The following is an 11,917-nucleotide window of genomic DNA, read 5'->3' as shown; positions in this document are numbered from 1 at the left end:
TTGGAGGACGCCATATGCCTGATCCGATCAAGCGTGCTGAAAAAGTTTTTATTGACGAGCTAAGTTGCCAGGCGACGAGCACAGTGCAGTGGTTTCTGGAGAAGCGCAGCAAGACCCACCCCATCACCCACAACAACCAACTAGAAGTGTTTGTATGTGGTGAAACAGCGTTTATCGATATCGCAGCGCACATCAAGGCTGCAAAAAAATCAATCGATATCTGTTGCTGGGGGTTCGACCCAGGTATGGAATTGGAACGTAAAAAAGGGACATGGCCGCGTGGTGAAACATATGGTGATTTATTGATTGCGGCAGGCAAAAGGCACGTGAGCGTCCGTCTGCTTGTCTGGTACAGCAAGCTTGGCAGCCCGCTTGCAATGAACATGCCCGGATATTCGCATGGTACACATCCGTGGCGCTGTATCACCGGCGGTAACGAAGCTGAAAGGATCGGGGCGCCCCGAAGCCTTGCTTTGGCTAAAGAAGCTTTCAGAAAACCCAAATTCACACTGTTTGCATCGGGCTCACCGCTGCGGGGCATGGGCACACCGCGGCCCGCCAACCCGGATTCGATACCATCCATCGCGCGGGAAGAATACTGCCATGGCTGGTACGAGGCGGCGTTCTCGGGCCTTTTCCAGGGGATCAAAATCCTCACCCGCCCCGGAGACGCAGCTGCGATAAAGGCGAACTTGGTCGATGAAAAATATCAACCTGATGGCCTCGACAAATGGGAAGTCGAGCGGCATGGCATGGTGTGGGTTGGCACCCACCACCAGAAAACAATTCTCATCGATTACGACTTCAATGCTGGCGCCGAAGCAGTAGGCTATGTGAAAGGCCTGAACTCGGTCACAGACTACTGGGATACCGAAGAGCATCTTCTGGAGAATCCGAAACGCGAGGCCAGTGGTGCACGCGAAGTCACTGAAGCAGTTCAGGTTGATGCAGGTGCCAAGGCAGATACCGGCTTCGACACCTTCAAACCATATCGGGACTATGCATGTCGCATCAAAGGTGGTGCACTTGCCAGTGTGCAAGCGAACTTTATCCGCGCCTGGGACCGGGCTGGCGGCGAAACGCGCTTTGATCACACCGAGATACCCTCTGCCCTGCAGCGCGAGGGTGCGCCAGGCGCAAATTCATCAGTCCAGATCATTCGCACCCAGCCCGATGAAAAGGACAAAACCGCCAAGGAAATGTACTTTGTCGCCACCGACGTGGCCGCAGCAGCGACCGGTTATCTCTACATCGAAAACCAGTACTTCCAATATCAGGAATGGTCGGAACGTTTGATACAGGCGCGCAAGAACGTCATGGCACGGTGGAAGGCCGCCGCAGCCAAGGGCTGCAGGACCAAGGGCGACATGCCACTACTGCACGTATTCGTCGTTATCCCCGTTCCAGAACGTGCCCAGATGGTCCCAAGAACCTATGACGCGCTTGCTGTGCTTGGCCAGCAGAGCGGCATGACTGGGCAGTCGACATTCATCGAGCAGGAAAACAAAAAAACGTACACGGGCGTGATGTGCGACGAGATGGGGAACTCGACCGGTGCCCTGTACACGAAGCCGGCGGTTGTGGAATTCGCAAATGACATCGACAAGCCGAGCGTTGATGCGCTGGAAAAGAAATACGGTCTGAAGGTGGCGGTGGCGATGTTGCAAACATCTGCGCTGGACAAAGGCCGCATGCGTTATCGCGAAATCTATATTCACTCAAAACTACTGCTGGTGGATGACAGCTTTTTCAGTCTGGGCAGTGCTAATTTAAATCAACGCAGTATGGCGGTTGATAGTGAGATTAATTTGGCGACGGATGATGCGAACAAGGCAGCTGATTTGCGGAAAAAAATTTGGGATAAGTTGAGTGGTAAAGCCACTGACGGAAAAAGTGGCTCGGCTAGTGATATTAAAAAGGCATTTGCTGCGTGGACTGAAGTTATGAAAATTAATTCGGAAAAAAAACGTGAGTTAAAGCCTATGAATGGATTCTTGCTGCCAATAAAAGACAATCGAAAATCTGTGCTCAGACTAGGCTAATGATGAAAATTACTTCAACCCGAATTTTTTTCTTCATTTTACTAACAGTAGCCTTATTTTTTGTCTCCTTCAGAGGGTATAGCGTGGCACACGATAAATACAAAAAATTACTAGATCTTCCGCGCAATGAAGACCTGCCGCTCTTTAATCCACACAGGCTCAGCTTCACTTGCGAGATTGAAGCAATCAAAGTTCCGCCTGTCGATGCACAGGCCGAATTATGGTTCCAACAAGCCCAATCACTGGACGATCCTGACAAATGGGAAGAAGACCGAGACTATAAAAAAATCGTCCAGTTAACACGCCACGCAGCAGAACGGCGCCATTGGAAAGCAATGCTCAACTTAGCCAGCCTTTATCTGGAAAATAGAGATCCACCTTACGGCGAATCTGAAGCACTGCTTCTGGTCGAGCAAGCAATGCGGCTCGGCATTCCAGCCGCCTATGACCGCATGGGGACCTTTTACATGAATGGCACCGGGGTTTCTAGAGATGTGACCAAAGCCCATGCCTTCTGGCAAAAGGCAGCTGAATTGGGGAATCCGCAAGCGATGGCCTATCTCGGAGACATGATATCTGCCACATGGGATAGCCCAAACGATGGTTTCTGGGCCAATATTCCTATTGCAACCAAAATGCTGGATTGCGCGCTGCTTCAAGGTTATGGCCCGGCTGCTCTTACTCTTGCCCGGCTTCGAGGATCGCCTCGTGCAACAGACGGTAAAATTTCGGGAGAGCAAACATCCGAAGACAAAGCGTTAGCCCTGCTGATTTTGCAAAAGGGTGTGAAATTTGGCTGCAATGATTGCGCGAGAAGGCTGTCAGTTCAGTTCGGGAATCCACATGACTTAGCCGATATGCTAGTTCCGCATCTCGATCAAGCCCGATCCGAGCGCTATGGCGTACTTCACGACGCCCTTGATCTCAATCCACTGCTGCGCTTTCCTAACCTTGACAAGGTACTTCCCTTACCGCCCGCACCGCTGTCGCCGTGGGATGGCGACAAACAAACTCTTATCGATGCCGCAAAAGGCGTGACAAGTCGACCATCGGAAATAAAATCAAGCGCTGCCTCTCAACGGCAAGGCCGGTACTACCTTGATGCCACATATGATTTGATCCTGAGCGAAGACAAGGCAAGGGGAACCGAAGCGCCATTCACAGGATACTGGCAAGCCACCGCGCCATCCGAGTCGGCGCAGGTGCAGACCTGGCTCGAAGACATTCCGCCAGGCCTGTATCAGCCAGGAGAGGCGTTCGACCTGCCGCGATATCCGCAAGGAATGAGAAGCAGAGCCATCCCGGAGCTAACGTGGCAGCGTTTCCTCACAGTTCGCCACGACCATGGCATAGTCAACCCAGTAGCCGCTACCGGCATGACGCGCGAAGTCATACGCACACAACCGCAACGGTCCTGCAATGCGCTCAAGACGTGTCCGGTCACTGGCACCTGGCAACCTTGGCTTTCAACAGAACACCCGCTACATCAAGTCGTCAACCAACCGTGGCGCCAGGCCTGGGTGGTCGCCGAGCAACCGTTTCCGCAGTTTGTAGATGGCAGCTACCCTCCCTTCGATCCGGATGAGCTGACATGGCATCTGATGGACAGCGCTGCACCGAACCTGGGTTGACCGGGAAAAGCTCCCACCTCTCAACGAGACATCGAACTGCCAATGACATTACCTCTGCTTCGCAAGATCGCATACGGCCTGCTGACGGTGGTTTTCCTGGTCTGCTCTTTCAACGCATTAAGCATTGTACGAGACCAATACAAGGCGACCCAAGCCCTGCCCCGCAACGAAAAACTGCCCCTCTTCAATCCGCACCGCTCTAGCTTCACTTGCCAGATTGAAGCAACCAAGGTGCCGCCCCTTGATGCACAAGCCGAATTATGGTTCCAGGAAGCCAAGTCGCTGGACGATCCAGATGCATGGGAAGAGGACCGCGACTATAAAAGAATTGTTCAGTTGACGCGTCAAGCTGCGGAGCGTCATCACTGGAAAGCGATGCTCAACTTGGCCAGCCTTTATCTCGAAAATCGTGATCCACCTCATGGCGAAGCAGAAGCGCTCGCTCTGGTCGAGCAGGCGATGCGGCTCGGTGTTCCTGCCGCCTATGATCGAATGGGCACCTTTTATTTGAACAATGTCGGCGTGGTTGGTGACACTACCAAGGCATATTCATTCTGGCAAAAGGCGGCCGAGATGGGTAATCCACAGGCAATGGCCTATCTCGGCAATATGACCTCCGCAACATGGGATAGCCCGATCGATGGATTCTGGGCCAATATCCCGGTTGCGACCAAGATGCTGGAGTGCGCGTTGCTTCAAGGCTATGGCCCTGCTGCATATAAATTAGCAAACCTTCGAGGAAAACCACGTGCACCAAACGGTAAAATCTCAGGGCCACGAACAGCTGAGACTAAAGCGCTAGCATTAACGACTTTGCACGACGGAGTAAGCCTCGGCTGCTCGGATTGCGCGCGAAGTCTGTCCGTCGAGTTCCGAAACCCACACGACTTGGCCGATATGCTCGTTCCACATCTCGATGAAGCCCGCTCCGAGCGTTATGCTGTACTTCACAACGCTCTCGAGCTGAATCCGTTGCTGCGCTTTCCCAACCTCGACAAGGTACTTCCCTTACCACCGGCACTGCTCTCGCCGTGGGATGGCGACAAACAGACGCTCATTGATGCCGCGAAAGGCGTGACAAGCCGACCCTCGGAGCCAAAATCAAGCGCTGCCTCTCAACGGTAAGGCCGGCACTACCTTGATGTCGCATGTGACTTGATCACGAGCGAAGACAAAGCAAGGTGAACCAAAGGGTGATTCGCAGGAAACCAACCCGGAGAAGCGTTCGACCTGCTGCGGCATCCGCAACGAATGAGGAGCAGAGCAGAGCCATCCACTCGCTCCTTAGAGGAAGTGACCGCCATGTTGCAAGACCTTGCCCAATAGTGGCGGAACTGGGCAAGAACCCGATTCCAGATTCTCACTTTGCACACCATAAGGAGCAGTCATGAAACACATGGGCCGCGGCGTCATTCGCCTCAACGATATGACCGATCATGGCGGAAAGGTCATCGCCGTATCTTCAGGAACCATTGTCATGGGAGTCGAGGCGGCGCTGTCCGCCGACATGACTTTTTGCCCAAAGTGCAAAGGTAATTTCGCGATCAAACCTGACGGCAGCGGCGCGCGGCACAAAGGCAAACCATATGCATACGATGGTGACTCAACAGCGTGCGGTGCTCATTTGATAGCGTCCATAAAATAGGCGCGTTGGCGGTCAACAAAAGCTGAAGACGTTTATTTGCCAGCACTGAAAGTGCATCAATGCACGCAAGGACTGGATGTAAGGCCGTCGATCCTGCGCTGCCCTGAACAACCTTCAAGTTAAGACAGCAACATCGACAAATACGCCAACAAGAAGCTGTGGCAGAAATCTACTCGCCTTGGTATTGGGGGCCTTGATAATCTTCATCTGCCGCAGCCTGGCCAACACCTTCCCCACCCCATCATCAACCGAAGCCGCAGCACTATCGACAACCACCTCAGCCGCCTCCGGCGCCTCATACGGCGATGAAATCCCCGTAAACTCCGCCAACTGCCCTGCCCGTGCCCGCCGGTACAACCCTTTCGGATCGCGCGCCTCGCATACCGCCAGCGGGCAGCGGCAATACACTTCGATGAACTGCGGCGCCGGCACCAGCGCGCGCACGCGGTCGCGGTCGGCGCGCATGGGCGAAATGGCCGAGACGATCACGATCTGGCCGGCCTGGCAAAACAGGTGCGCCACTTCGCCGATGCGGCGAATGTTTTCGGAACGTTCAGGGAGAGAAAACCGAGATCGGCGCACAGGCCGTTGCGGACCTTGTCGCCATCGAGCGCGAATACATGGCAGCCCAGGTCGAACAGCGTGCGTTGAAGTACGTCGGCCAGCGTGGTCTTGCTGGCGCCGGACAGGCCGGTGATCCAGACCACGGCGCCGCCGTGGCCGGCCCGCTGGCGCCGTTCCTCGTCGCGAATCGACAAGGACGGCGCCAGGGGTGTCATCGCGGTTTATACGACGATGGTTTGCGCTTCGCCGTCGGCGCGGGCGCGGATTTCGCCGATGCGGTAGACGGTCTCGCCGGCCGCTTCGAGCTGGGCGAAGGCGGCGTCGGCGTTCTCTTTCGAGACGATGACGGTCATGCCGATGCCGCAGTTGAACACGCGGTGCATTTCGGCGTCAGCCACGCCGCCGTGCTGCTGCAGCCACTGGAACAGCGGCGGCATCGTCCACGACGAACCATCCAGCACGGCCGTCAGGTGATCCTGCAGCACGCGCGGGATGTTCTCGACCAGGCCGCCACCGGTGATGTGGACCAGGCCCTTGACTTCCATCGACGCCATCAGCGCCAGCAGCGGCTTGACGTACAGGCGGGTTGGCGCCATCAGCACGTCAGCCAGCTTGCGGCCGTGGAAGTCGCCGTCGAGGTCAGGCTTGGCCACTTCGATGATCTTGCGCACCAGCGAATAACCGTTGGAGTGGATGCCCGACGAGGCCAGGCCCAGCACCACGTCGCCCGGCACGATCTTGCTGCCGTCGATGATCTGCGATTTTTCGACGGCGCCGACGGCGAAGCCGGCCAGGTCGTATTCGCCGTCCGGGTACATGCCCGGCATTTCGGCGGTTTCGCCGCCCAGCAGCGCGCAGCCCGACTGTTCGCAGCCCAGGGCGATGCCCTTGACCACGGCGGTGGCGGTGGCCACGTCCAGCTTGCCGCAGGCGAAGTAGTCGAGGAAGAACAGCGGCTCGGCGCCCTGGACTAGGATGTCGTTGACGCTCATGGCCACCAGGTCGATGCCGACCGTGTCGTGGCGGTTCAGCTCGAACGCGAGGCGCAGCTTGGTGCCGACGCCATCGGTGCCCGAGACCAGGACCGGCTCCTTGAACTTCTTGCTGATTTCGAACAGACCGCCGAAGCCGCCGATGCCGCCCAGTACGCCCTCACGCATGGTGCGCTTGGCAAGTGGCTTGATCGCTTCGACCAGCGCGTCGCCGGCATCGATATCAACACCCGCATCGCGGTAGGAGAGAGAAACATTAGATGGTTGGTTCATGGTATTTGGCAGCGGAGGCGGTAAAATAGGAGGCGACCGGCGAAACTGGTCAATCCACTATTTTAGCAAAACGGCTTCCCCTGTATTCCTTTTATGGGTCGATCGCCGCCGTTTAACGTACATAACAACGAAAACTTATCCTTACTGGCATGCCCATTCCTCCATCTTCCGGCATGAATCGGCCCTCGCGATGAAACAGCTGGTGCTCGATTTAGGCGCCGAACCGGCCCAGAGCCTCGACACCTTCCAGGTCGGGGCCAATGCCGAGCTGACGCACCTGATGCACCTGTTCGCCGAGCGCAGCTCGCGCGAGCATTTCGCCTATCTGTGGGGTGACACCGGCGCCGGCAAGACCCACCTGCTGCAGGGCCTGGCCGCCAGTCCGGGCGCGCGCTACATCCCGTTCGATGCGCCGGCCAGCCAGTTCGTGCATGCCGCCGGCACCACGCTGTACCTGCTCGACGACTGCCATCGCCTCAGTGCCCGGCGCCAGATCGACGCCTTTGCCCTGTTCAACCAGATCCGCGAGCACGGCGCCTACATGGTCTGCACCGGGCCCGTGCCGCCAGCGGTGCTGCAGGTGCGCGAAGACCTGCGCACGCGCATGGGCTGGGGCCTGGTGTACCAGATCCACGGCCTGTCCGACGACCAGAAGATCGAAGCGCTGACGCACGCCGCCGAGGCGCGCGGTTTGACGCTGTCGGCCAGCGTGTTACCCTATTTGTTGTCTCATTTCAAACGCGACATGCGTTCCCTGTCGACGATGCTCGATGCGCTTGACCAGTATTCGCTTGAAACCCAGCGGCCGGTCACGCTGCCGCTGCTGCGCGACCTGCTGTTGCAAGAAAACCTGCCGCTCGAATCCAAAGAATGAAAAACCTCGCCCTGTTTGACCTCGACCACACGCTGCTGCCGATCGACTCCGATCACGAATGGGGCGAATTTCTGGCGCGGGTCGGTGCGGTCGATGGCGACGCCTACCGCGCCCGCAACGACGCCTTCTTCGCCCAGTACAACGCCGGCGTGCTGGATCCGGTCGAGTACCTCGAATTCGCACTTGGCACCCTGGCGGCATTCCCGCGCGCGGAACTCGACGCGCTGTATGCGCGCTATCTGCGTGAAGTGATCGAGCCGGCCATCACGCCGCAGGCCCTCCAGCTCGTGCGCGATCATCAGGCAGCCGGCGACCTGGTGGCGATCATCACCGCCACCAACCACTTCATCACGGCGCCGATCGCGGCGGCCTTCGGCGTCGAGCACCACATCGCCGCCATGCCCGAATTTGATTCTGCCGGCATGCTCACAGGGCGCCTGGCCGGCACGCCGACATCGGGCCCCGGCAAGGTCGTTCACATGCACGCCTGGCTCGAACGCCTGGGGCAGCCGTTCGAGAGCTTCGGGCGCAGCTACTTCTACAGCGATTCGCACAACGACATTCCGCTGCTGTCGATCGTGTCTCACCCGGTCGCCACCAATCCCGGCAAGGCGCTCGCAAGCCACGCGCGCGAACAGGGCTGGCCAACCATCCAACTATTCAATGATTAAAACCTTCATCCGTAAAATCCTGGGTGTGAAAGACCAGCGCGACCCGACCGAGCCGGTCATCCTTGGCCCCGACGAACACGGGATCGACCCGCGCAGCGTGTCGTCCAACGCGATCCGCGTGACACAGGCGTTGCAGGAAGCCGGCTACCAGGCCTTCGTCGTCGGCGGCGCCGTGCGCGACATGCTGCTGGGCGTCAAACCCAAGGACTTCGACATCGCCACCGACGCCACGCCCGAACAGGTGAAAAAACTGTTCCGGCGCGCCTTCATCATCGGCCGGCGCTTCCAGATCGTGCACGTGATGTTCGGTCAGGACCTGCTCGAGGTGACCACCTTCCGCGGCAACGGCAGCGACAACGCGCCCAAGGACGAACATGGCCGCGTCCTGCGCGACAACAGCTTCGGCCCGCAACACGAAGACGCCGCGCGCCGCGACTTCACCATCAACGCCCTGTACTACGATCCGGCCAGCCAGCAGGTGCTCGATTACCACGGCGGCATGGAAGACATCCGCAACAAGCTGCTGCGCATCATCGGCGTGCCCGAAGAACGCTACCGCGAAGACCCGGTGCGCATGCTGCGCGTGGTGCGCTTCGCGGCCAAGCTGGGCTTCTCGATCGAGCAGGCCACGCTGGCGCCGATCCCTGTCATGGCCCCGCTGATCGATAACGTGCCGGCTGCGCGCGTGTTCGACGAGATGCTCAAGCTGCTCATGTCCGGCCACGCGCTGGCATGCCTGCAGCAACTGCGCTCGGCCGGCCTGCACCACGGCCTGCTGCCGCTGCTCGACGTCGTGCTCGAACAGCCGATCGGCATGAAGTTCGTCACGCTGGCACTCGAATCCACCGACAACCGCATCAAGGCCGGCAAGGGCGTCTCGCCGGGCTTCCTGTTTGCGGCGCTGCTGTGGCACCAGGTGCTCGAAAAGTGGACGGCCTATGTTGCCGGCGGCGAGTCGCCGATCCCTGCCCTGCACCTGGCGGCCGACGACGTGCTCGAAACGCAGACAGAAAACCTGGCCCTGCAGCGCCGCATCGCCACCGACATGCGCGACATCTGGGCCATGCAGCCGCGCTTCGAGCGCCGCGCCGGCCGCGCGCCGTACAAGCTGCTCGAACACCCGCGCTTCCGCGCCGGCTACGACTTCCTGCTGCTGCGCTGCGAATCAGGTGAACTCGACATGGAAATCGGCGACTGGTGGACCGATTTCTATGCCGCCGAAGGCGGTGACCGCGAGCGCCTGGTCGAAGTGGCCGTCTCGCGCGAGCGTGAAGGCGGGCCGGCCAAGAAACGCCGGCCACGCCGCGCGCCGCGCAAGAGCGGCGGCGAAGGCGATGTCGGCGGCGCCGTGCGCGGCCCGGACCCTGACGACGGCCTGACCGCTGAAGACCGGGCCCGCGACGCTGCCTACGCGGCGCACGAAGAAGCCAAGTACCGGGCCATGCGCGGCAAATGATCGCCTACATCGGCATCGGTGCGAACCTGGGCGACGCACGTGGCAACGTGCTCGATGCGCTTGCGCGCCTGGCACGCATGGACGGCGGCATGCTGCTGCACACGTCCAGCATGTACCGCACCGCCCCGATCGACTCGAGCGGCGATGATTACATCAACGCCGTGGCGTGCCTGGATACGTCGCTTGGCGCGCACGAACTGCTGGCGGCCCTGCAAGCCATCGAACAGGCGCATGGCCGCGAGCGCCCGTACCACAACGCCCCGCGCACGCTCGACCTCGACCTGCTGCTGTACGGCGACGAGACGATCGCCACCGACACCTTGAGCGTGCCGCATCCGCGCATGCACGAACGCGCGTTCGTGATCGCGCCGCTGCTGGAAATCGCACCGGACATCGTCATTCCCGGCCACGGCGCCGCGCGCGACTTCGCGCAACTGGTGGCCGGCCAGACAATCGCCAAACTCGACTGACACCCGGGCGTCAGTCGCAGCGTGCCGGTCGTGGCCTTGCCACCACGGCGCCCACTTTAACGAAGTACCAGGAGCTTTTGTGACGCTGCTGCATACACTGACCCATCCCGGCGTCTCGCTCGAAGGCACTATCTTCGAACGGCAGGCCGTGCGCGCCATCATCCTGCGCGGCCGAGACATTCTGCTGCTCTATACCCGCCGTTACGATGACTACAGCTTCCCGGGCGGGGGACTGGATGCGGGCGAAGACCCGATCGACGGCCTGCGCCGCGAACTGCTGGAAGAAACGGGCGCCGCCAACGTCACCGTCGAAGGTTATATCGGCTATCTCGACGAGCATCGCCCGCCGCTGAAAAGTGGCTACGACGTGCTGTTCATGCGCTCGCACTTCTATCGCTGCCACGTTGACGGCGAATTGGGCGCGACCTCGCCCGAAGCGTACGAAGTGGCCAACGGCATGGTGCCGCGCTGGATCGATATCGATGCCGCCATCGAACACAACGAGCGGATACTCGGCACCAAACCGGCGCACATGGGGCTGTCGATCGCGCGTGAAACGTGGATGCTCAGGTACGCGCTTGCCATGCTGGCGGCAGGCGCTGCTGTGGGCGAACAATAAAGGTCGACACAAGACCGGCTATGAGGCGAAAGATGTCGAAATGCTGGGTACGCAAAAAAGTTTGATACAAACGCAAGTCGAAGCTCGGCAAATCTTAGGTTTGCAACAACACAACCTGCTGGTTCCCTCACCCTACTCGACCGGCCGCTTTCGACCCGAAGCGGACGTATGGCTACATGTCGTCGTCAAAACCCGCTGAGCGTGCGAGCTGATGTCTGTTGATGTAGAGATAAAGTAGGCACATCATGGCCGTAGGAAAGCCGCAAAAGAGAAGCGCATTAACCTCACCGAGATCAAACACCCATTTGAGAGCGCCGGCAACGACTGCTCCCCAAAAGATCGACGCCGCTAGCGAAAGCGATACCAGTGCTACATACTTTCTGATTCGCTTGAAGTATCGCTGTCTCGGTGGTTGCAGTTCGTATCTCTTCAATTTCACTCCAATGTTCTAGCCCATCAATCGTCAAGATCAGGTCTGCTGTTGGCCGAACCTAGCCGGCCAAGGCAACATAGCAGGTTGCCAGGCTGAAAATTGAACGGTGGCCGCGACAGGCCGCTTCCGACCTTGGATTCAACCGATCGACGCAACACACTAAACTCTGGATAAGCAGAAGGAGTGTTACGGATGAAGCAGAGAGCAAGGATTTACTATACGGAATCCCAGAAGGCGTTGATGTGGG

10 protein-coding genes and 1 pseudogene are annotated in these 11,917 nt (G+C 58.9%); 9 read left to right on the top strand and 2 right to left on the bottom strand.

From position 1 onward, the window contains the following. Positions 1 to 14: 14 nt before the first annotated feature. From AC56LV_RS23805 to AC56LV_RS23790, 4 genes are all read left to right on the top strand, one after another. On the top strand, positions 15 to 2,042 hold the full coding sequence (locus tag AC56LV_RS23805) for a phospholipase D-like domain-containing protein (RefSeq protein ID WP_499561352.1): 2,028 nt from the start codon (positions 15 to 17) through the stop codon (positions 2,040 to 2,042). Beyond that, positions 2,042 to 3,673 carry a tetratricopeptide repeat protein gene (locus tag AC56LV_RS23800; protein ID WP_499561350.1) on the top strand — a complete coding sequence of 544 codons (1,632 nt, stop codon included), beginning with the start codon at positions 2,042 to 2,044 and terminating at the stop codon, positions 3,671 to 3,673. Before AC56LV_RS23805 ends, AC56LV_RS23800 begins: the two co-directional genes overlap by 1 nt. A 42-nt stretch (positions 3,674 to 3,715) precedes the next feature. Beyond that, entirely contained in the window at positions 3,716 to 4,798 is a 1,083-nt protein-coding gene (locus AC56LV_RS23795; RefSeq protein ID WP_499561348.1) for a tetratricopeptide repeat protein, read from the top strand. 262 nt (positions 4,799 to 5,060) lie between these two features. Then, positions 5,061 to 5,318 carry a PAAR domain-containing protein gene (locus AC56LV_RS23790; RefSeq protein ID WP_499455791.1) on the top strand — a complete coding sequence of 86 codons (258 nt, stop codon included), beginning with the start codon at positions 5,061 to 5,063 and terminating at the stop codon, positions 5,316 to 5,318. Positions 5,319 to 5,432: 114 nt separating this feature from the next. Here the strand turns inward: AC56LV_RS23790 and cysC are convergent. Next, positions 5,433 to 6,097 (bottom strand): annotated as a pseudogene (gene cysC / locus AC56LV_RS23785) (adenylyl-sulfate kinase). Positions 6,098 to 6,103: 6 nt separating this feature from the next. Then, complete coding sequence (purM, locus tag AC56LV_RS23780) at positions 6,104 to 7,147, bottom strand: phosphoribosylformylglycinamidine cyclo-ligase (protein WP_258835832.1); 1,044 nt, start codon at positions 7,145 to 7,147, stop codon at positions 6,104 to 6,106. 190 nt (positions 7,148 to 7,337) lie between these two features. Between purM and hda the strand changes: the two genes are divergently transcribed. From hda to AC56LV_RS23755, 5 genes are all read left to right on the top strand, one after another. Beyond that, positions 7,338 to 8,021: a DnaA regulatory inactivator Hda gene (gene hda, locus AC56LV_RS23775; protein ID WP_183556114.1), complete on the top strand. Its 684-nt coding sequence runs from the start codon at positions 7,338 to 7,340 to the stop codon at positions 8,019 to 8,021. After that, positions 8,018 to 8,692 carry an HAD family hydrolase gene (locus tag AC56LV_RS23770; RefSeq protein ID WP_499561346.1) on the top strand — a complete coding sequence of 225 codons (675 nt, stop codon included), beginning with the start codon at positions 8,018 to 8,020 and terminating at the stop codon, positions 8,690 to 8,692. The genes hda and AC56LV_RS23770 overlap by 4 nt, the downstream gene beginning before the upstream one ends. After that, positions 8,685 to 10,148 carry a polynucleotide adenylyltransferase PcnB gene (gene pcnB / locus AC56LV_RS23765; protein WP_499561344.1) on the top strand — a complete coding sequence of 488 codons (1,464 nt, stop codon included), beginning with the start codon at positions 8,685 to 8,687 and terminating at the stop codon, positions 10,146 to 10,148. The genes AC56LV_RS23770 and pcnB overlap by 8 nt, the downstream gene beginning before the upstream one ends. Next, complete coding sequence (folK, locus tag AC56LV_RS23760) at positions 10,145 to 10,618, top strand: 2-amino-4-hydroxy-6-hydroxymethyldihydropteridine diphosphokinase (RefSeq protein WP_499561343.1); 474 nt, start codon at positions 10,145 to 10,147, stop codon at positions 10,616 to 10,618. The genes pcnB and folK overlap by 4 nt, the downstream gene beginning before the upstream one ends. 79 nt (positions 10,619 to 10,697) lie before the next feature. Next, entirely contained in the window at positions 10,698 to 11,237 is a 540-nt protein-coding gene (locus tag AC56LV_RS23755; RefSeq protein WP_499561341.1) for an NUDIX hydrolase, read from the top strand. Positions 11,238 to 11,917 lie beyond the last annotated feature (680 nt).

It is taken from the genome of Telluria sp. RB2R28 (genome assembly GCF_059685835.1).
This window is presented reverse-complemented; position numbering and strand designations above follow the sequence as displayed.

Bases quoted from the DNA above. Each gene is read 5' to 3' on its own strand.
- AC56LV_RS23805 (WP_499561352.1), top strand. From the start codon at position 15: ATGCCTGATCCGATCAAGCGTGCTGAAAAAGTTTTTATTGACGAGCTA.
- AC56LV_RS23800 (WP_499561350.1), top strand. From the start codon at position 2,042: ATGATGAAAATTACTTCAACCCGAATTTTTTTCTTCATTTTACTAACA.
- AC56LV_RS23795 (WP_499561348.1), top strand. From the start codon at position 3,716: ATGACATTACCTCTGCTTCGCAAGATCGCATACGGCCTGCTGACGGTG.
- AC56LV_RS23790 (WP_499455791.1), top strand. From the start codon at position 5,061: ATGAAACACATGGGCCGCGGCGTCATTCGCCTCAACGATATGACCGAT.
- purM (WP_258835832.1), bottom strand. From the start codon at position 7,147: ATGAACCAACCATCTAATGTTTCTCTCTCCTACCGCGATGCGGGTGTT.
- hda (WP_183556114.1), top strand. From the start codon at position 7,338: ATGAAACAGCTGGTGCTCGATTTAGGCGCCGAACCGGCCCAGAGCCTC.
- AC56LV_RS23770 (WP_499561346.1), top strand. From the start codon at position 8,018: ATGAAAAACCTCGCCCTGTTTGACCTCGACCACACGCTGCTGCCGATC.
- pcnB (WP_499561344.1), top strand. From the start codon at position 8,685: ATGATTAAAACCTTCATCCGTAAAATCCTGGGTGTGAAAGACCAGCGC.
- folK (WP_499561343.1), top strand. From the start codon at position 10,145: ATGATCGCCTACATCGGCATCGGTGCGAACCTGGGCGACGCACGTGGC.